This is a genomic window from Paraflavitalea sp. (genome assembly GCF_059502485.1).
On the sequence record NZ_JCACET010000010.1, the window covers coordinates 1,048,610 to 1,067,941 of the forward strand.

17 protein-coding genes are annotated in these 19,332 nt (G+C 48.9%); 5 read left to right on the forward strand and 12 right to left on the reverse strand.

The window, feature by feature from the left end:
• Nucleotides 1-18: 18 nt before the first annotated feature.
• Together AC5JBY_RS21475 and AC5JBY_RS21480 are read right to left on the reverse strand one after the other, a co-directional pair.
• On the reverse strand, nt 19-1,128 hold the full coding sequence (locus AC5JBY_RS21475) for a hypothetical protein (RefSeq protein ID WP_495906708.1): 1,110 nt from the start codon (nt 1,126-1,128) through the stop codon (nt 19-21).
• A gap of 28 nt (nt 1,129-1,156) precedes the next feature.
• On the reverse strand, nt 1,157-3,478 hold the full coding sequence (locus AC5JBY_RS21480) for a hypothetical protein (protein WP_495906709.1): 2,322 nt from the start codon (nt 3,476-3,478) through the stop codon (nt 1,157-1,159).
• A 314-nt stretch (nt 3,479-3,792) separates the two neighbouring features.
• Between AC5JBY_RS21480 and AC5JBY_RS21485 the strand changes: the two genes are divergently transcribed.
• From AC5JBY_RS21485 to AC5JBY_RS21495, 3 genes are read left to right on the forward strand one after another with little or no spacing between them, the layout of a single operon-like run.
• Nucleotides 3,793-4,128, forward strand: a complete 336-nt coding sequence (locus AC5JBY_RS21485) for a hypothetical protein (protein WP_495906710.1) — start codon at nt 3,793-3,795, stop codon at nt 4,126-4,128.
• 46 nt (nt 4,129-4,174) lie between these two features.
• Complete coding sequence (locus AC5JBY_RS21490) at nt 4,175-5,416, forward strand: PAS domain-containing sensor histidine kinase (protein ID WP_495906711.1); 1,242 nt, start codon at nt 4,175-4,177, stop codon at nt 5,414-5,416.
• Nucleotides 5,417-5,469: 53 nt separating this feature from the next.
• A complete protein-coding gene (locus AC5JBY_RS21495; protein ID WP_495906712.1) occupies nt 5,470-6,528 on the forward strand; it encodes a response regulator in 1,059 nt (352 codons plus the stop codon).
• Here the strand turns inward: AC5JBY_RS21495 and AC5JBY_RS21500 are convergent.
• Nucleotides 6,509-6,877, reverse strand: a complete 369-nt coding sequence (locus tag AC5JBY_RS21500) for a hypothetical protein (RefSeq protein WP_495906713.1) — start codon at nt 6,875-6,877, stop codon at nt 6,509-6,511. The two genes, AC5JBY_RS21495 and AC5JBY_RS21500, sit on opposite strands and share 20 nt — an antisense overlap.
• 295 nt (nt 6,878-7,172) lie before the next feature.
• Between AC5JBY_RS21500 and AC5JBY_RS21505 the strand changes: the two genes are divergently transcribed.
• Entirely contained in the window at nt 7,173-8,456 is a 1,284-nt protein-coding gene (locus tag AC5JBY_RS21505; RefSeq protein ID WP_495906714.1) for an acetyl-CoA hydrolase/transferase family protein, read from the forward strand.
• Here AC5JBY_RS21505 and hemN read toward each other — a convergent pair.
• Nucleotides 8,453-9,826 carry an oxygen-independent coproporphyrinogen III oxidase gene (hemN, locus tag AC5JBY_RS21510; protein WP_495906715.1) on the reverse strand — a complete coding sequence of 458 codons (1,374 nt, stop codon included), beginning with the start codon at nt 9,824-9,826 and terminating at the stop codon, nt 8,453-8,455. The genes AC5JBY_RS21505 and hemN overlap by 4 nt on opposite strands.
• A 155-nt stretch (nt 9,827-9,981) precedes the next feature.
• Here hemN and AC5JBY_RS21515 point away from each other — a divergent pair, with 155 nt between their 5' ends.
• Nucleotides 9,982-10,449: a pyridoxamine 5'-phosphate oxidase family protein gene (locus AC5JBY_RS21515; protein WP_495906716.1), complete on the forward strand. Its 468-nt coding sequence runs from the start codon at nt 9,982-9,984 to the stop codon at nt 10,447-10,449.
• A gap of 73 nt (nt 10,450-10,522) precedes the next feature.
• Here AC5JBY_RS21515 and AC5JBY_RS21520 read toward each other — a convergent pair whose 3' ends face one another.
• The 8 genes from AC5JBY_RS21520 to AC5JBY_RS21555 form a co-directional block, all read right to left on the reverse strand.
• Nucleotides 10,523-11,194, reverse strand: a complete 672-nt coding sequence (locus tag AC5JBY_RS21520) for a sulfite exporter TauE/SafE family protein (protein WP_495906717.1) — start codon at nt 11,192-11,194, stop codon at nt 10,523-10,525.
• Nucleotides 11,195-11,226: 32 nt separating this feature from the next.
• Nucleotides 11,227-11,664, reverse strand: coding sequence for a FixH family protein (locus AC5JBY_RS21525; protein WP_495906718.1), 438 nt, complete (start codon nt 11,662-11,664; stop codon nt 11,227-11,229).
• Nucleotides 11,665-11,675: 11 nt separating this feature from the next.
• Nucleotides 11,676-13,082, reverse strand: a complete 1,407-nt coding sequence (gene ccoG / locus AC5JBY_RS21530) for a cytochrome c oxidase accessory protein CcoG (protein ID WP_495906719.1) — start codon at nt 13,080-13,082, stop codon at nt 11,676-11,678.
• A 6-nt stretch (nt 13,083-13,088) separates the two neighbouring features.
• Nucleotides 13,089-14,222 carry a cbb3-type cytochrome c oxidase N-terminal domain-containing protein gene (locus tag AC5JBY_RS21535; RefSeq protein ID WP_495906720.1) on the reverse strand — a complete coding sequence of 378 codons (1,134 nt, stop codon included), beginning with the start codon at nt 14,220-14,222 and terminating at the stop codon, nt 13,089-13,091.
• Between the two features lie 16 nt (nt 14,223-14,238).
• A complete protein-coding gene (locus tag AC5JBY_RS21540; protein ID WP_495906721.1) occupies nt 14,239-14,406 on the reverse strand; it encodes a CcoQ/FixQ family Cbb3-type cytochrome c oxidase assembly chaperone in 168 nt (55 codons plus the stop codon).
• Between the two features lie 3 nt (nt 14,407-14,409).
• On the reverse strand, nt 14,410-16,542 hold the full coding sequence (gene ccoN / locus AC5JBY_RS21545) for a cytochrome-c oxidase, cbb3-type subunit I (protein WP_495906722.1): 2,133 nt from the start codon (nt 16,540-16,542) through the stop codon (nt 14,410-14,412).
• Between the two features lie 33 nt (nt 16,543-16,575).
• Nucleotides 16,576-16,737, reverse strand: a complete 162-nt coding sequence (gene ccoS, locus AC5JBY_RS21550) for a cbb3-type cytochrome oxidase assembly protein CcoS (RefSeq protein ID WP_495906723.1) — start codon at nt 16,735-16,737, stop codon at nt 16,576-16,578.
• Nucleotides 16,738-16,839: 102 nt separating this feature from the next.
• The gene (locus AC5JBY_RS21555; RefSeq protein WP_495906724.1) at nt 16,840-19,233 is read right to left on the reverse strand and encodes a heavy metal translocating P-type ATPase; all 2,394 of its coding nucleotides are present in this window, start codon (nt 19,231-19,233) and stop codon (nt 16,840-16,842) included.
• Nucleotides 19,234-19,332 lie beyond the last annotated feature (99 nt).

The window sequence follows — 19,332 nt, forward strand, 5'->3', positions numbered from 1 at the left end:
GAATCGTCAATCTTTTTCTTAATCCCTGTATTCAAACCTCAGATAGCCCTTTTCCTTCCGGGCATTCTCTACTTCGAGCAGATACATGTGTTTATTGACCATGCCGGCATGGTCGCGCAGGTCGACCTGTACAAAATTTTGTCCGAGGCGTACCTGCTTTTCCGTATTCTCCAACGTAATCTGCTTGCGGTTCGGGCTGCTGATGTCGTACAACCGCAGGTTCACTGCAGCGCTGTTGAGCTCATTGATGTATTCAAACCGGAGCACGCCTGTACAAACCGTGAAAGCAGCGTCTTCTTCGCGGCCCAGCCTGGCAAAGACGCCGGCAGGCGTGCCGGGTATAGAATCGGGCAGGAACTTACGTACGCGAAAACTCCACACTTCACTGTTGGCTATTGGCGACATATTGTTCTTAGCCGTAATGCGCCAGGCATACAGCTTGCTGCTGTCGAGCTCCGGCGAAGCCAGCGGGTATTGAAAGTTGGTAAAGGAGATATTTTGCCTGCTGAGTACGGGCACATTTTGCTGGATGGCATCTGCCGGACTCTGGGTTGCCTGCACTTCCACCAGTATCCAATCATACAGCAGGCTGTTCAATGTATTGTAAGGTGATGGTGGTATCCATGCAAAGAAAGGCCTTGTAATATCTACCGGTTCTTCATCGAGCGGCATCACCAATTGTGGCGGGCTGATAGGTTCTATTTCAATGGTCTCGCACTCCTCCCCCAGCCTGTCGGCTGCATCGCTTTCCAGCTTGATGACTGTGTAGCAGATGTTGAACAGTCCTACCGGCAAAAAGCCTTGCGGAGAAGGATCTACTGCATATCCCGGACTACCGGAATTATAAGTAATGGGCATTACATCGTTTACCTGCAGCTGCTTGATGCCTTTAGGCAACAGGATAACACGGGAAGTGCCGGTAAGGACACGCTGGTTGTTGTTGACATCCGTCATCACCATTTCAATGCGCACCTGCATGTCCTGTGACGAAGTATTGACCAGCGACAGGTTCCAAAGTTGCGGCTTGATGGTGAGGCCCATCGGCGGCAACTGCAGGTTGAGCACTACCTGTGCGTGGGCACACCATGCAAAGGAAGAAAGCAGCATAAACAAGAATATCTTTCTCATATTGTCGATTGCTTAAATTATCAATCAGTTAAAAACTTTTTACAAACTGCACTGTTCCCATCTCATTCCGTATAAGCCCTTTATTGAACCCTGGCAGGTAGCCACGGTCATAACTCAGGGTGATAAAATCCTGCTTATACACCCGGATGTTGGCATTCATGTATCCTCCTGTCTTAATGAGGTTATCATTGAGCACGTTGATCTTCGTGCCGAAGCCAAGCGAACCTAATTTTGTCAGGTTGAGCTGAATACCACCATCCATTACCACCAGCTGATAACCCGAGTTGCTGGTATAGGACACAGCTACCTGCGTGGTAAAAGCTTTAAAAAAGAATTGCTGTGCCCAGAATATGTTGGTGGCGTTGTAATACACGAATCCCGTGTCGCTGGTATTGTTGTAAAACTTATTCAATACCACTGTAGTAGCTGTGCGCAGGTTGTTGATCTTATAGATATGGTAAGCGCTTGCATTGAGCACCTGGAAACGGTTTTCAATCACCACGCTGTCCAATGCCGTCAATTGACTCATGGGTTGATAGCCTACTGTGATCACCGGCCATTTACGCATTTTGAAAGTGGCTGTGAGGCTTTTGAAAATGGTATTGCTTTTATAATCCTGCGGCAGGAACGGATTGGTAAATTCATTTTTCCGCAACGATGCTGCTATGCGTAGTCTGCGTTTAAAGAATCCCTGATCGGCTTTGATGGTCCAGCTTTCCAGCGCAGCATTCGTTTGAAAGCTGCTGAAGGATTGAAAGTTAGCGCCGGTATGTTTATAGAACCCTTCGAGGCGGGTGCCCGTAGCAGGTATAAAGGAATAGGCTTTTATGGCGTAAGCCTGGTTGGTGCGATCGGAAAGCGTGAATTTGGTATTGCCTTGTGCAGGATTGTTCCTGAAATCCGGCGCCAGCGATTTGGCAACTTCCGCCGTAATATAAGAGGTACGGTTTACCAGCATTTTGGCTTCAGCACTGAATCCTGTGACTGTAATAGAGGAGAGCCTGCCTCCATTGGAAGGGAAGAGTTGCTTTTCACCCCGGAAGGCTGATAAGATAAAGTAGTTTTTTTCCAACCGGCCCAGGCCCGCGCGTACGAGGTACAGGTATTGCGGCTTTTTGTTGGCCCCGTTGATCGCGAAGTCACGGTACCGGTAGTCTACAATGCCAGCGCTCACCGCCAGATAATACCAGGAATTATATTCAAAGTTTAGTCCATTTACACTGGTGTTTTTTACCGTTAGCTCGCTGTAGTTCGTAACACTTCTGCCCACGCTGAACTGCCGCAGGCCCAGCAACCAACGATACCTGGCAGGCACTTCCACATTATTCATACCATATTCCTGCAACTTTGCTGACCAGTCCCGTGAAGCGATCAACTCATTCCATTGCCCGGTCACCATTTGTTTGAACTTCTGCACTTTCGCCAGGTTCTGCTGGTACAATGTTTTGAGGGAATCCACCTGTTTTTCCACTTTATCGTATTCCCCTTTTGTTTTGGCATAGAGGTCGAGGAAATAGCCAGCCGCTTTTTTCAATGAATCTTCTCTGCGGCTATTCACGCTATCCGGCAAACGTGGTGACCAGGTAATTCTCGGTATCCGCATGGTCTCATTCGCTTCTATAAGGCTTTGCGCAGTGAAGGAGGCTAATAAGTTAGCACGCAGCTCTTCGAGACGCAGCTGCTTTAAAGCGTATAGTTTTTCAGTGAGGGAATCGTTAAGTGAAGGCGCCATGGCAAGCAGTCGTTGACGCAGAGAAGCCTGTAGCTGCTGCTGAAAGGCTGCTCCATCGAAAGAAGCCTGCACATCGGTAATATCCCTGAAAATGCGGGAGTTGCTTTGTCTGGACCACCAGGTAACTCTTAATGGCAGGTATCCTGCCACCGTAAGGTTCAGGTTACCCGTAATATTATGCTGGGCAATATCTTTTTCAACATAGGGCGTGTCGATGGCACTCCGGTAGTTGAATTGATAACTTACATAGCCACCTGTGATTGCCAGGCGTGGCTTTGCATTGAGCAGCTTTTTAAAGGGATTATTAAAATCGAAGGCGCTTGTGTCGTAGGAAAGTAGTTTCTGTTTACGCGGGAGTAGTCCTTTTAATCGATCACGTTGAGCACCAAGGCCCTCTTTTAATTTATCGCCCTGGAAACGGGCCAGTGAGCGGATATTCTTAATAGTAGTATCAGCAATGGAGCGTGCAGAGTCGGTAACTTTATGTATGCCTTTTTTAACCGGCCGACTGGTATCGGCTGCAGCGCTTGCCGCTTGCTGTGCTTTCGCGGTGGCAACAGCCATCAGCAACGACAGGATAAGGCAATAGGATGTTTTGTACGAATATGGTGATCCCATACACGCAGCCGGTTTAGGTTAATGATTGATATAGGTTTAACAGTCCCTCAATCGGATATGGATACTCTTTTCTGTTGAATTAGTGCTTTCGTGTAACAAATAAATATCATAAATCAATACCAATTTGTACAAACCGATATTCGTGTGGATTTGACCGATAAGTGTGTCAAAAACGGGAAAAAGCGTGCAGGTGTTACAGGTACTAACAGCATGTGACTACCTATCGTCCTAACCATAATCACTCGCCGGGATGATCAAAATCATGTTTTACTCCTGCTCAGGCTTTTACTTTTACTCCTCAACATTCACCAACCATGAACAAGGTGGCGCCGGTCAAGGCAGCGCCTGCATCTGTTATTTATATGAGTTTACAAAACGACCTGCATCCCTGGAATAAACATCAACTCCGGTTCTTACTGCATAAGGCTCATGAAGATGGGAAATTATGTTTCGGTCTTAAAGCTGTGTGGAATACAGCTACTCACCGGAAAGGCCGTCTGCTGGTGGTAGAAGAAAATTTTATGGAGGAGCTGGTAGACGACATTATTGAAAAGGTTTTGAAAGATGGCGGCGACGTGGAGTTTGTGGAGCAAGGTGTATTAAGTGGTTATCAGCAGATTGCACTCATTGAATTTCATCAAACTCAATAGCAAACTGGCAGGTTTGGTTTAACTTCCCGAAAATTTAAGTGGCTGTATGTTTACTGAATCTGGCGAAGGACAGGTAAATGCGTTGTTCGAGAACGCTACGGAAGGTATTATTCTTACCAATGCAACGGGAAAGATCGTGTTGATCAACCCGGCAGCTGCCCGGCTGTTTGAATACCAGCGTGATGAATTGCTGGGAGCCGCCATCGAGGTGCTAATCCCCTCCCGTTTCCATGGCAGGCATGAAGGTTACCGGAACGACTTTATTCAAAAGCCAAGCAACCGGTCGATGGGCCACGGGCGCGATCTCTTCGCCAGAACAAAGAGCGGGCGTGAGTTTCCTGTAGAGGTAAGCCTTAGCCATTACCGCCGCCAGGAGGAAACGTTTGTCATTGCTTTCATTGTAGATATTACCGAGCGCAAGCGGGCAGAGCAGGAATTGCTGGCGCGGAAGACGCAGCTGGAGCAGATCACTGCCGACATGCGTAAGCTGAATGCAGAGCTGGAGTCGAAGGTGGAGGAAAGAACGCTCATTCTTCGGGAGGCGCTGCATGAGCTGGAGCGCTCTCAACAGGAATTGAGTGAAGCGCTCAATAAGGAAAAGGAACTCAACGAGATCAAATCCCGTTTTGTGTCTATGGCTTCGCATGAATTCAGGACTCCCCTGAGCACTATTCTATCTTCTGCGGCGCTGATCGGCCGGTATACGCAGGGTGAAGAGCAGGACAAACGCGACAAACATATTAAACGCATTAAAGACTCTGTAAGACACCTTAATATATTACTGGAAGACTTCCTGTCGCTGGGTAAGCTGGAGGAAGGCAGGATCAGTGCTGAATTTGCTTCTTTCGACGTGCCTGGTTTCCAGGCTGAAGTGGTCGATGAGATCAAAGGGATATTAAAGGAAGGACAAACGATCGAAACTACCTACACCGGCATAGCTACCTTTTCGACAGATAGCCGGTTATTGAAAAACATTCTTATCAACCTGCTGGGCAATGCTTCCAAATTCTCCGGGGAACGCGCTGTTATCAAGCTCACCGTCGACAATACCGGACAAAGTCTGCGCGTGGTAGTAACCGACCAGGGTGTAGGCATTTCTGAAGAGGATCAACAGCATTTGTTCAGCACTTTCTTCCGGGGAAAGAATGTAACGAATATTGAAGGCACCGGACTGGGTCTGCACATTGTGAAACGGTATGTGGGCTTATTGCAGGGCACCATCGGGCTCACCAGCCGGCTCGATGAAGGCACCGAGGTTACTATTGTCATTCCACATCTATCAAGTTGACAGAAAGTGTTACTATTGCAGGGTTAAATGATACTGTAAATAATTTTTTGTGTATGCGTTCTTTACTGATCATCGATGACCACGAAGATATCCGCGAAAATATTGCGGAAATACTGTCGCTGGCAGGTTATAAAACTTTCAGTGCGGAAAATGGCAAGAAGGGTGTAGAGAAAGCTTTGCAGGAAAAGCCTGACCTGATCATTTGTGACATCATGATGCCCGAGCTGGATGGCTATGGGGTACTGCACCTGCTGCGCAAGAACGCTGCTACCGAATTCATTCCTTTTATCTTTCTCACCGCCAAGACCGAACGGGCCGATTTCCGCAAGGGCATGGAGATGGGGGCCGATGATTATATTACCAAACCTTTTGATGACATCGAGTTGCTGAATGCCGTAGAAACGCGGCTGAAGAAGAGTGATATCCTTCATAAGAAATATGCCGGTGATGACCAGGGTGCTTCTGCCATGATCAATGACCTGCGGCAGTCGGGCCTTTTATCCATGGAGCTTGATCAATATGAAGCTTATACCAGCAGCAAGAAGACTACACTGTACTCCGAAGGTAAGCGTCCCAAATTCCTCTACTACCTGAAATCGGGAAAGGTAAAAGTGTTCCGGCAGCATGAGGATGGCAAGGAATATATCGTGAACCTGTATACCGCCGGTGATTTCATTGGTTATTTGCCTTTGCTGGAAAACAAGTCGTATGAAGACAGTGCTGAAGTGCTGGAAGAGGCGGAAGTGGTGCAAATACCGCGTGAAGAGTTTTTGCAGGTCATGTATAATGATATGAGCATTGCCGGCCGCTTTATCAAACTGATCGCCCAAAATGTTCAGGAGAAGGAAGAACGTCTGCTGAACCTCGCCTATGGCTCATTGCGCAAACGGGTGGCCAAAGCGCTGATCGACGTACACCAGAAATTCAATAAAGAGGGCGCTGCCAAAACGCCTATCAATATCTCGCGCGACGACCTGGCTCATTATGTGGGCACTGCTACCGAGTCGTTGATCCGCACGTTGAGCGATTTCAAATCAGAGAAGCTAATTGAGATTAAAGAGGGAAAGATCTTTATCAGTAACCTGGAGAAGCTCAATAACTTGTTATACTGATCTCCATTCCGTGATCATTCTGTTGTTTGAGGGTCCAGCCATCTGTCATTGTTGTTTCCAACCAGAGGTTACCGCTTTTGCGGAATACCTGCAGGTGTAATCCTAATTGTTCTTCAAACATTTTTTCCAGTTCCTGCACTGTCATACTCTCCGGCACACTGATCTGTGTGGGCAACTGCGTCGCCAGATCGCTGAGGTAAAGGTAATGGGGCAGCTTTGCCTGCCGCGGCGATGCTTCCAGGTATCCGTGTTTGTGTTTGAAGAGTTCTATTTTCAGGTATGGAAACAATCCGTTGAAATCACGCTGGATATCACTCACCTGGCTCTTGCTATTTATAAAGATGATCATATACTTGTTTTTATGCTGTGGGTTAAAATCGATTGCTCTCCCGGAACAGTATCCCATGATCACAAAAATACCTGAGGGGGAAGCCGTTTTCTATGACGTAACACCGGTTAGGAACTGATTTTGGTCATACGTGTTGGTGGCGGTTCACAGGTTTAAAAGTTGAAAGATTGAAAGCCCCCCCTGTTACCTGTTGCCATAATCAGCTTTAATGATTGCAATCATACTGTTTTTTGATACCTGTCAATAAAGGGTTCTGCCTGAGTGTATACCTTTACATTCTGTAACACACAACTTTATGTATTCAACCAACTTTATAACGGCCGCTGAAGCTGTTCAACTGATCCAATCGGGCGACAGGGTGTTTATTCATGGTGGCGCCGCTACGCCTGTACACCTCGTGAAGGCTTTGCAAGACAGGTATCATGAATTGCAGGATGTGGAGCTTGTAAGTATTACGAATATGGGTGATATCGATTTCGACAGGCCTGAGTTCAGCCGGCATTTCTTTTTCAACTCGCTCTTTGTTTCGGCCAATACGCGTGAGATCGCCAATAGCAGCAACGGGGATTACGTGCCCGTATTCCTTAGCCAGATACCACAGCTGTTCCGACGTAATATCCTGCCCATCGATGTGGCGCTGATACAGGTGTCGCCTCCCGATAATCATGGTTATTGCTCACTGGGCACTTCTGTAGATATTGCCCGTGCGGCTACTGATACCGCCAGGAAGATCATTGCGCAAGTGAATCCACGGATGCCGCGCACGCATGGTGATGGTTTTATTCATGTGAGCAGACTACATGGGATGGTAGCGCATAGCAGTGAGCTGCCCGAGGTGAACTATGCAGCGAAGAGTAATGAAGCAGTAAAGGCTATTGGCCGGGAAGTGGCCGCGCTGGTGGAAGATGGCGCTACTCTACAACTCGGCATCGGTGGCATTCCCGACCAGGTATTGCAAAACCTACACGGGCATAAGGACCTTGGCTTGCATACGGAGATGCTTTCGGATGGCATCATTCCGCTGATCGAAAAGGGTGTGATCAACAACTCGCGGAAGAAGCTGAACAGGGGGCGATCTGTAACCGGTTTTATGGCTGGCACACGCAGGTTATACGATTTTGTGGACGATAATCCTGCTATCCGCGTGATGGATATTGCGTACGTGAATGATACCAGCGTTATCCGTCAGAACCCGAAGGTGACGGCTATCAACAGCGCCATTGAAATAGACCTAACCGGGCAGGTGTGCGCCGACTCCATCGGTACTTTCCAGTTCTCCGGTATTGGCGGACAAATGGATTTTATCCGTGGTGCTTCATTATCGGAAGATGGCAAGCCTATTATTGCGTTGCCTTCTACTACTTCCAAAGGGGAATCACGTATTGTTCCTTATCTCAAACAGGGCGCCGGTGTGGTCACTACCCGTGGGCATATTCACTGGGTAGTGACGGAGTATGGGGCTGTAGATCTGTTTGGCAAGAACCTGAAGCAGCGGGGTAAGGCATTAATCGGTTTGGCGCATCCTGATCACCGGGAAGCATTGGAGCGGAGTTTTTTTGAAAGGTATAAAGTCTCTTAAATCGCTTTGCTGAATAGGGGTTTGGTCTGGGTTGACCGGCTTCTTTGTAAGTGGAGGTCGAAGGCGCTGCAGGCATTGCGGATGAAGTAATGGCCCATTGCTGTTAATTGCATGCCTTCCTGATTAAATATCAATAAGCCATCTTCTGCTAATTCTTCCAGAATGGGAAAACTACATTCCTCTAATATTGGCAGGTGTTCCGGCGCAAAGCTGGTGGCGCCGTTGCAGGCTACTTCTTTGATGTATTGCCGGAAGGCAAGGTCTTCTTCACTTAGTATATATCCGCGCATGATGGCCAAGTTGCCGTTGTTTACTGCGCTGTAGTACTCCTGCAATGTTTTATTGTTTTGTGCAAAGGCGCTGTTGAGGTCGCTGATAGCAGACACGCCCAGTCCCAGCAGCAGGCCGCTGTGTTGTGTAGTATAGCCCATGAAGTTGCGGTGGAGGTAGCCACCGGCTTTTGCTTTGAACAACTCATCCTGTGGCAGGGCAAAATGGTCCATGCCAATGTCTGCATAACCAGCACTGGTCAACAGGTTTTGTCCCAGCAGGTAAAGAGCCAGTTTTTCCGCAGCACCGGGCAGGTCTGCTTCACTAAACAGGCGCTGGCCGCGGCTCGTCCATGGCACGTGGGCATAGCTGTAAAAAGCGATGCGGTCGGGATGCAAGGTTATCACCTGGTTGATGGTTTGTTCGATGCTGTTGCGCGTTTGCAAGGGCAAGCCATAGATCAGGTCGAAGTTCACAGCTGTGAAACCTGCTGCACGAGCCTCTTCGCTGGCCTGCTGTACTTTTTCGAATGGCTGGATGCGGTTGATGATGTGTTGAACACGGGGATTGAGATCCTGCACACCGTAGCTGATACGCCTGAAGCCCAACTGGAATAATTGATCGAGGTGCTCTCGTGTAGTATTGTTGGGATGTCCTTCAAGACTAAACTGTGCCTCCGGATGTATGATGGCGGTAGCCATGATCGCTTCCAACAGACCGGTCAGGCGGGCCGGAGAAAAGAAAGTAGGTGTTCCTCCACCCAGGTGGATCTCACGCAGGAGTGGCCGCTCTCCCGTTTGTTGGGTGTATAATGACCACTCTTTTAGTAATGCTTCGATGTATGCCTCTTCCACTGCATGGTTGGTCGTGATCTTCTTGTTGCAGCCACAATAGGTGCAGAGGGATTCACAGAAGGGCAAGTGTATGTACAAGCTGATGCCATCTGCCTGGTTACGGGCTGCAAAGGCATCACTAAACTGTTGACGCCATTGTTGCTGGGTGATCTCCTTGTTCCAATAAGGGACCGTTGGATAGCTTGTATAGCGCGGTACGGGCCGGTTGTATTTGCTGATAAGTGCAGTTGATATGCGTGTGTTCATGAGTGACAAAATGATACAGCTAAATTAGCAGATGACCAGTTGCTGGTATATGAGCATTATCAGCTTCTCTGATAACTGCCGTCATAAGCCCGGCCCAACACAGCTTTTACTTTTGCAACTGTTATCTAACGCGTAAATCTTAAAATTCTATTGTTATGTATGGTAGTTTATCTCCTGAAGACATCGAACTGGTACTGGGCAGTCAGGCTGTAGGCCGTATTGGTTGTCATGCCGATGGTATTACATACGTAGTGCCAATCAGTTTTACGTATGACGGTCAGTTTGTGTATTGCTACACGCAGGAGGGTATGAAAATCTCCCTGATGCGTAAGAATCCGGAGGTGTGTTTTCAAACGGATGACCTCGTGAATATGGCCAACTGGAAAAGTGTAGTGGCCTGGGGTACATTTGAAGAACTGACCGCGGGTGATGAACGCCAGGAAGCGCTGAACAAATTACTCCGCAGAACACTTCCTATGATCAGCAGTGAACGTGTGCATCAATCGGCTACCTGGCCTTTTACTGATATCCATGCAGAATCTATTGACGGTATCGTTTTCCGCATCCGGCTCACCAATAAAACCGGCCGGTTTGAAAGATCGACACAATCTGCTTTACTATAATCAACCCCTTACCCCTTTCTGAAGCAGTTAAGCCCGGCCATGCAGTGATGCTGGCCGGCTTAGCTATTTTATATCAATGACAGGAAATGCCGCCACCTGGTATGACTGGTAAACGCGGGCTGATAAAGGGAATATCGAGGTTGAGGCCACGCAGGATCAGGAGCACTCCTACCACGACAGTAAATACCGGCATCAATTTGCGCAAATATAAACGTAGTGGTTGTTTGAACCATGTACTGATGTAGCCCAGGCCCGTCATAGCCGGCAATGTTCCTGCTCCAAACGCGATCATAAAGAGTGATGATAATCCTGTGTCGCCCGTACTGATGGCTGCTGCAATGGCCAGGTATACCATGCCACAGGGCAATAATCCATTGGCCATGCCCAAGAAGTAAAAGCCTGCTTTAGCAGCATGCTTCCACACATATAAGTTCAGCTTTGTGATCGCCTGTTGTATCGAACGGGCAAGGGGAAATGAAGTTTGTTTACCCGCTGCCGCGATCGCCCACCACAATATAATGGCTGTGCCCATCGTGATGGAAAGCCATTGTTGCCAGCCTGCCACCTGTAATCTTCTTCCCGCCAATCCAAACAGTAAGCCCAGCAGGCCGTAGGTAGTTAACCTGCCTGCGTTATAGGTCAGCACTCCCAACAAACGCCGATAGCCGGGCTGCTTGGGTAAAGGCAAGGCCATTACCAGCGGGCCGCACATGCCGATGCAATGCAGGCTACTGATGATGCCCATGCTTATACCCGCTATTATGACCGGCGTTATCATCAATGTATGGTGAAGGGTTGTTCGCTGTAATAATGGGTGCCGTCTGACTGCCAGCTAATCTTCACTATATAATTGCCCGGTATCAATGTTTCCTTGCTCAATGACTGGAAAGCAGCGGTGTCGGTTTGCAGTGAGAACTGTCTATCGTACTTAGCATTGGCCGGGTAGTACAATAGTATCTTTCCTGCTGTCTTTTTGTGTTTCATTTCAGCCGGTAAGGTGAGGCCGATGGTTTCTTTATCTTCTGTGAGTTGTAAGGCAGTGCTGAGCATGCCCGTATTCTTCCGGCTGTCGATGACTTCCTGGTAGGCAATCTCTTCGCGGTAGTATTCTTTCGACACCAGGTTGACCGGCACTTTCATGCAGCGGTATACCAGGTAGCTCATCATAGCACCGAAGGCTATGAATATCAGTATGAGTTTGTTTCCCCAATTCATAATTTTATGTTTTATGGTTGTTGACTTACGGGGCCCAGGAAATTGGTTTGCACCTCGTCTATTTTCCTGTCGCCTTCGTAAAGCCCAATCTTTAATGTCGATTTCCTTTCGTGTATCGTTTGCTTGGGTAATACAATAAAGAAGGTTCCGGCACTCTCCTCCTCTTTCTTCACGGCTACTGTGCTCCCTCCTATTACTTCTATGCGCCCATTGCCTGCTTCCAGCTTTAGCCGCAAGGGAATATCGGCAGTAGTTTTGTTAGCCACTTTGATGTTGTAGAGGTTGGATACGCTGTCTTCTCCTCTTTCCTGGTATAACATACCGGGCGTGCGCATGACCGTGGCGTCAATATCGTTGCGCGACATCAGCAGGATGGTGAGCAGGATGACCAGTACCGACAACAAGCCCGTATAGAGTTTCATCCGGGGGGTGTAGCGCAAGGGCTCATTTTTGGCGATGCCGTTTTCGGAAGCGTAGCGTATCAATCCCTGCGGCTTGCCTATTTTATCCATGATGGCGTTGCAGGCATCTATGCAGGCAGTGCAGCCTACACAATCCATCTGTGTGCCGTTGCGGATGTCGATGTTTGTTGGACATACTTTAATGCATTGGAAGCAGTCGATACAATCGCCTTTGTACAGCTCCGCTTTTTTGGTGTATTTACCCCTCGGTTCTCCGCGTTTGTAATCGTAGGCCACGATCATCGAGTTCTTGTCCATCAACACGCCTTGCAGCCTTCCATAAGGGCATACTACTATGCATGCCTGCTCGCGGAAGAACGCATAGACGGCGAAGAACACCCCAGAGAAGACGATAATGGAAGTCAACCCACCCATGTGCTGACTCACCGGCTCTGTCATGATCTTGTACAATTCTTTGATGCCAATGATGTAGGCCAGGAAAAAATTGGCTATGATGAAAGAAAGCAGGTAGAATGCCCCGTACTTAAGAGTACGCCGGGTGATTCTTTCCGTAGTACAGGGTTTTGTCTTGTCCAACTTTTGCCGGGCCGCACTACCTTCGATCCAGTATTCCACTTTACGGAAGAGCATTTCCATGAATATGGTTTGAGGACATACCCATCCGCAAAACAGGCGTCCGAAGGCTGCTGTAAAAAGGATGATGAAGATCACAAAGGTGATCATTGTGAGGCCGAAGATGAAGAAGTCCTGTGGCCAGAATACTTTCCCGAAAATGATAAAGCGGGCGGAGGGTATATTGAACAGGAAGAGTGGCTTGCCATCGATGTGTATAAAGGGCAGGCCTATGAAAAGGGCAAAGAATGCAAGGCTCACCCAGGTGCGCAGGTCGTACAATTTGCCTACGGGCTTTTGTGCAAACACCCATTGCCGTTTTCCTTTTGCATCTACTGTGGCAATTCTATCTCTGAACGATTCTCCTGCTTCTATCGTAGCCATATTGCTTTATTTTGCCGGCTCCGTTGCCGCTGAGTCAACTGCTTTCGTTTCTTCTTCTGTGTACAATGGTCCTTGTGGAGCTTTGCCGTTGGGCGGGTTGGTGCCTTTGATCGATTTGATATAGCTTGCCAATTGTGCTATCTGTCCCGGTGAATAATCATCTTTCCAACTCTTCATCCCTTTTTCAGGCACACCGTATTTGATCGTCTTGAAAATATCTTTTACGCCGCCGCCATGCAGCCAGTAGTCATCTGTGAGGTTGGGCCCTACTCCACCCTCGCCTGCTTTTCCATGGCATGGGAAGCAGGTAGTGGAATATATTTTCTCTCCCGCGGCCAACTCATCAGCTGCCGTGAGGTATTTCACCGTGTTCTCGTCTACATTGTTGGCTGCTTTTTTCAGGTACTCGGCGCGTTTTACTTCGGCTGCCTGTACAGCAAGTTGGTATTCCTGGATACTATCCGGCGCAGTATGTGACACATGGTAACGCCAGAGGTATATTACTGCAAATATGATCGTAAGGTAAAAGCCATAGAGCCACCAGGGCGGCAGGCGGTTGTCGAGCTCACGGATGCCATCGTATTCGTGACCGAGATCGAGGTTAACTTCCTGCTCGATCGGTTTAAAGCTGTTGAGCTTTGCCCACAAACTGACTTTGGGTTTTGCAGGTGCACCAGCAGGCACTGTTTTCTTTCTTTTAATTTCCAGCAGTACGCGCAGGTTATAGAGCAAGGCGGCGATGACCATCAGTTCCAGGAAGATGACGCCTGCCATCGTATAGAAGGCCGTATCGCTGAGTTTGTAAGCGCTGGTTACCGAAGCGGCGCCTGTTTCTTCTGCCTGTGTAGCCAGGCTACTTAGTAATCCCACAAGCACAATGACCGCAGCGGGTGCAGGGTTGCTTTTTTTTTCCGGCGCTGCATTGGCTTCTTCCTGTTTCGTTCTTTCCAGGTATATCTGTGCACTGCCCAGGACTACCCAGGCCAGCAGGCCAATGATGAGGGCCAGGATAGCCATGATGACGATCATCATCACCACAAAGGGATTTTCCATGGAGTCGGGCACAGGTGCCTGCGCAAACAGGATGGTGTTGAAGCTAAGAGTAACTGCCAGCAGTAGTATTTTTTTATAGCGGGTCATAGTGGTGCTTTTTCTGTTATTCTGTTGTATCAAGGGGTATTCTGCTCACTTCTTCTATCAGTTTTTTATCGGCTTTGAATGTCCATATCAGCATCACCAGGAAGAACAGGCCGAATATGAGTAGTGAGCTGAGGCCATAGATGCTCACGCCGCTGATCTTTTCGAGGTAGTGTATGAATTTCATAATTTATTGTTTAGTCGTTTCTGCTGTTGGTGTGGCTTTGATGTCTTTGCCCAGTCGTTGCAGGTAAGCGATGAGGGCTACGATCTCGGCGTTTTTATTGGTTTCTATCTTATCGGCTTTAAGGCTGGCCGTGATCGTAGTAGCCTGCTGCATCAATTCCTTATTGGCCTGCTGGTCGTATCCTTCGGGATAGGGCACGCCCAGTGTTTGCATGGCGCGGATCTTTGCCGCCGTGAGGCTCGTATCTACCTGTTTATCGAATAGCCAGCCATAGGATGGCATGATGGACCCAGGCGACATCGACTGGGGATCGAGCATGTGGTTATAATGCCAGCTATCGGGGTATTTGCCTCCTTCCCGTGCCAGGTCGGGCCCTGTTCGTTTGGAACCCCATTGGAAGGGATGGTCGTATACAAACTCTCCTGCTTTGGAGTAATCGCCATAGCGCGCTACTTCATCTCTGAACGGGCGTATCATTTGTGAGTGGCAGGTATAGCATCCTTCACGCACGTAGATATCACGACCATGCAGCTCCAATGGCGTGTAGGGTTTCACGCTCGTGATCGTAGGCACATTGCTTTTCACCAGGAAGGTGGGGATCATTTCAAGGACTCCGCCAATCGCCACTGCAATGAGGCTGAACACCAACATCTGCATAGGGCGTTTTTCAATCCAGCGATGCCAGTATTGTTTGCCATGGGTTTGAATCTCTTTGGCCAGTGCCGGTGCTTCGGCTGCTTCGTTGGCTATGAAGCTTCCTTGTTGTATCGTTTTGCGCAGGTTGTAGATCATGATGAAGGTGCTGCCGATGTACAAGGCGCCTCCAATACTGCGGGTAACGTAGAGGGGTATAATGTTGGTGACTGTTTCGAGGAACTGGAATTTCAGTTGTCCTTCTTCGGTAAAGGTCTTCCACATCATGCTTTGTGCAAAGCCTGCCCAATAGAGGGGTAATGCATATAATACGATGCCGATGGTGCCTATCCAGAAATGGGCGCCGGCGAGTTTTTTGGAGTAGAGTGTGGTGTTCCACATTTTGGGCACCAGCCAGTACAAGACACCAAAAGTGAGGAAGCCGTTCCAGCCGAGGGCGCCCACGTGTACGTGCGCAATCGTCCAGTCGGTAAAGTGTGAAATAGCGTTTACGTTCTTCAAACTTAGCAGCGGCCCTTCGAAGGTGGCCATGCCGTAGCAGGTGATCGCTACCACGAGAAACTTCAACACAGGATCTTCACGTACTTTATCCCAGGCGCCGCGGAGCGTGAATAATCCATTGAGCATACCGCCCCAGCTTGGAGCGATGAGCATGATCGAGAATACCACACCCAGTGACTGTGCCCAATCGGGTAAACTCGTATACAGCAAGTGGTGAGGGCCTGCCCAGATGTAGATAAAGATCAAAGCCCAGAAGTGTATGATGGAAAGGCGGTATGAGTATACTGGTCTGTTGGCTGCCTTGGGCAGAAAGTAATACATCAAGCCGAGGTAAGGCGTGGTAAGGAAGAAGGCCACCGCATTGTGGCCATACCACCACTGTACCAATGCATCCTGCACGCCGGCATACCAGCTATAGCTTTTGAGCCAGGTGAATGGTAATTCAAATGAGTTGACAATGTGCAGCATCGCTACTGTGACCCAGGTGGCGATGTAAAACCAGATGGCCACGTAGAGGTGGCTTTCGCGGCGTTTGATGATGGTGCCGAAGATGTTGATGCCGAATACTACCCATATCAATGTGATCGCGATATCGATGGGCCATTCGAGTTCTGCATATTCTTTACCTGTTGTAAAGCCGGCCCACAGGGTTATGGCTCCCGCCACAATGATCAGCTGCCATCCCCAGAAGTGTATCTTACTGAGCAGGTCGCTGAACATCCTTGCTTTACAGAGGCGCTGTAAGGAATAGTATACGCCCATGAAGATACCATTGCCTACAAATGCGAAGATGACCGCATTGGTATGCACCGGACGCATGCGACCAAAGCTCGTGGCGGGCAGTCCGAGGTTGATGGCGGGATAGTACAATGCGATGGCTGCCCATAACCCGGCCAGCATCCCAACGATGGACCAGAAGAGTACGGCGTAGGCAAACCATTTCACCGTTTTGTTGTCGTAATAGAACTTTTCTACCGGCATATTGTGCTTGTTTTCTGTTTTGGTGTGTGGGGTTTATTCTGGTGTGTCTTTTCCTGGTTTGTCGTCGAACAGCATTCTGACGGGTGGTGAGTATTCATCTTCATACTGCCTGTTCTTTACGCTCCAGATAAAGCCGGCGAGGAACAGGGCCGATACGGATATACTGGCGCCCAGCAGGAGGATTATCACTGTCATGGTTGATGCTTTAACAGGTCAAAAGTATTTTGGATAGCAGGCAATAAGGATGATGCTGCTTATTGGGCGAACTGATTTTCGTCATGTGAATGTCAGTCGCTATTATAATTTGAGTTTTTTAGCGACGAGGTTGCTACTGCCGAAGGTGACCAACAGGATGCTGAGGCTGCTGGCAGGCATGAGGATGGCGGCAATGAGTGGTGAGAGGGTTCCTTGTACTGCGAAGTACAGGCCGACGATGTTGTAGAGGACCGACATGAAAAAGCTGGTCATGATGATGTAGCGATTGGCCCTGCACAGGGTAATGAATTTGTCGATCTTTGAAAGTTGTGCCGCTTCGAGGATCGCATCGCTGGCGGGCGTAAAGTTGTTGGTATCTTCTGCGAGTGCTATGCCTGCATTGCTTTGCCTGAGTGCACCCGCATCATTCAATCCATCCCCAATCATCATTACACGTCTGCCTGCCTGCTGTAGTTGCTCTACATGGTGTAGTTTATCTTCCGCCTTTTGATTGAATAACAAGGTGGCTTCCGGCCCCAACATCCTGTGGAGGTTAGCAGCTTCGCGGTTATTGTCACCGCTTACCAATGATATATCATATCGACTGCGCAGGCTTGCAAGTAATTGCGGCACGTCTTGTCTATAGTGGCTCGTAAATACAAAGTATCCTTTAGACTGGTAATTCCAGTTGACAAATACGCGGGTGGCTCCATTGCGTGTAGTATTGGCTGCTTTGGTATAAAAGGCGCTGCCGAGTTGTATGCAGGTGTCGCCCAACATGCCTGCCACTCCTTCGCCGGGTATTTCTTTAAAGGCATCTACCTGCAGCTCCGGATCATTGGGCAGCCATTGCTTTAATGCGCGTGTGAGGGGATGATTGGTTTGTGCCGCCACGGCGGCGATCATCTGCATTTGTTTTTCCGTAAGTCTTTCTCCTTCCCAGGCAATATCCATTTGCTGTACTACCGTGAGGGTCCCCGTTTTATCAAATACGATGTGATTGGCCTTGGCAATGTCTTCTATGGCTTGTGCATCTCGCAGGTAAAAATGGTTGCGCCCCAGGATGCGGAGGATATTACCATTCGTAAAGGTGCCGGATAACAAGAGTGCGCAGGGGCATGCCACAATCAGCATAGCAGTGACTGCGCTGGCTATCTTCATAGGGTCATTGATCCACCAATAAACAGCGGTGATGGCTGCAAGGCTCAACAGCACCACAGTAAAATAACGGCTCACCGTGTGCACAAACGAATCCTGTTCTTTGTTCTTCTTTTGGCGCAGGGCATCCTGGTTCCATAAGCGTGTGAGGTAACTTTGTGCTACTTCGCGGGTGACCAACACTTCGATGCTACCGCCTTTCTGTCGCCCTCCTGCATATACGATCTCTCCCATTTCTTTGGGCACGATCATGGATTCGCCGGTAACGAAGCTATAATCGATCATGGCGCTGCCGCGGGAAAGGATGCCATCTGCCGGTATCAATTCATCGCTGTGAATACGCAGTGTATCGCCCGGTTTTACCGCCGGCAATGCCACTGCCAATTCTTTATCTTCTTTTACCACGGTAACTGCGATGGGAAACCAGGATGTATAATCACGTTCAAAGGACAGTTGCCGGTAGGTTTTATCCTGCAGTACTTTTCCTGCCAGCATAAAGAATACAATACCTGTCATAGAATCAAAATATCCTCCACCCCTACCAGTAAGTACTTCATAGAGGCTGCGGCCGAAAGTAATGAAGATGGCCAGCACGATGGGCGCATCGATGTTGAGGAAACGGTGGCGCAGGCTTTTCCAGGCGGAAGTATAGAATGGCTGGGCACTGTAGAGGAATACCGGCAAGGCCAACGCCAGGTTGAGCATGCGGAATATGCCTTGCAGGTGTTGCTCGGCCACTTCGAGCCCCAGGTATTCGGGAAAGCTGAGGAGCATGATGTTGGCAAAGCAGAAGCCTGCTACGCCCAGTTGACGGATGTATTGTTTCTGGTATCGTGGTTTTGCCTGATCGAGGTCGGCCAGGCTGATGTAGGGTTCATAGCCGATCTGTGTAAGCAACTCAGCTACCGTGCGCAGGGTAATCTGCCGGTGATCGTAATCTATTTCGATTTCTTTGCGGGTAAAGTTGACGCGTGCCGAGCTGATGCCGGGCTGTAGCCTGTGCAGGTGTTCCAGCAGATAGAGGCAGGAACTGCAGTGAATATGGGGCAGGTAGAACATGACACGGGTCTGCTGTTCGTTCTTAAAGCTGATCAGCTTTTGCACGATGCGGTCATCGTCGAGGAAAGCGAATTTGTCTTTTCGAACAGGTACCTGCTGGGTGGCGCCGGGCTGTTGATTGAGTGCATAGTAATCGCACAATCCCTGCTGGTTGATGAGCTGGTATACGGAGCGGCAGCCTGCGCAACAAAAATGGGCGCCGGCATAGCTGATGTTTTCGCCGGGGCAAGGTTCGCCACAATGGGCGCATTGCAAGCCGGTATGTTCTGCCTGTAGCATACGCGTGAATGAAAGGCGAAATTAGCAGGGGTATGTCCTCTGTTTGATGAGGTGGGTCAAAGGGGAAGATGATTTTGATCAGGTGTTATGCCTTTGCTT

What these genes read in the sequence shown, in the direction of transcription:
- AC5JBY_RS21475 (WP_495906708.1), bottom strand. Translation starts at nt 1,128, where the DNA reads ATGAGAAAGATATTCTTGTTTATGCTGCTTTCTTCCTTTGCATGGTGT.
- AC5JBY_RS21480 (WP_495906709.1), bottom strand. Translation starts at nt 3,478, where the DNA reads ATGGGATCACCATATTCGTACAAAACATCCTATTGCCTTATCCTGTCG.
- AC5JBY_RS21485 (WP_495906710.1), top strand. Translation starts at nt 3,793, where the DNA reads ATGAACAAGGTGGCGCCGGTCAAGGCAGCGCCTGCATCTGTTATTTAT.
- AC5JBY_RS21490 (WP_495906711.1), top strand. Translation starts at nt 4,175, where the DNA reads ATGTTTACTGAATCTGGCGAAGGACAGGTAAATGCGTTGTTCGAGAAC.
- AC5JBY_RS21495 (WP_495906712.1), top strand. Translation starts at nt 5,470, where the DNA reads ATGCGTTCTTTACTGATCATCGATGACCACGAAGATATCCGCGAAAAT.
- AC5JBY_RS21500 (WP_495906713.1), bottom strand. Translation starts at nt 6,877, where the DNA reads ATGATCATCTTTATAAATAGCAAGAGCCAGGTGAGTGATATCCAGCGT.
- AC5JBY_RS21505 (WP_495906714.1), top strand. Translation starts at nt 7,173, where the DNA reads ATGTATTCAACCAACTTTATAACGGCCGCTGAAGCTGTTCAACTGATC.
- hemN (WP_495906715.1), bottom strand. Translation starts at nt 9,826, where the DNA reads ATGAACACACGCATATCAACTGCACTTATCAGCAAATACAACCGGCCC.
- AC5JBY_RS21515 (WP_495906716.1), top strand. Translation starts at nt 9,982, where the DNA reads ATGTATGGTAGTTTATCTCCTGAAGACATCGAACTGGTACTGGGCAGT.
- AC5JBY_RS21520 (WP_495906717.1), bottom strand. Translation starts at nt 11,194, where the DNA reads ATGGGCATCATCAGTAGCCTGCATTGCATCGGCATGTGCGGCCCGCTG.
- AC5JBY_RS21525 (WP_495906718.1), bottom strand. Translation starts at nt 11,664, where the DNA reads ATGAATTGGGGAAACAAACTCATACTGATATTCATAGCCTTCGGTGCT.
- ccoG (WP_495906719.1), bottom strand. Translation starts at nt 13,082, where the DNA reads ATGGCTACGATAGAAGCAGGAGAATCGTTCAGAGATAGAATTGCCACA.
- AC5JBY_RS21535 (WP_495906720.1), bottom strand. Translation starts at nt 14,222, where the DNA reads ATGACCCGCTATAAAAAAATACTACTGCTGGCAGTTACTCTTAGCTTC.
- AC5JBY_RS21540 (WP_495906721.1), bottom strand. Translation starts at nt 14,406, where the DNA reads ATGAAATTCATACACTACCTCGAAAAGATCAGCGGCGTGAGCATCTAT.
- ccoN (WP_495906722.1), bottom strand. Translation starts at nt 16,542, where the DNA reads ATGCCGGTAGAAAAGTTCTATTACGACAACAAAACGGTGAAATGGTTT.
- ccoS (WP_495906723.1), bottom strand. Translation starts at nt 16,737, where the DNA reads ATGACAGTGATAATCCTCCTGCTGGGCGCCAGTATATCCGTATCGGCC.
- AC5JBY_RS21555 (WP_495906724.1), bottom strand. Translation starts at nt 19,233, where the DNA reads ATGCTACAGGCAGAACATACCGGCTTGCAATGCGCCCATTGTGGCGAA.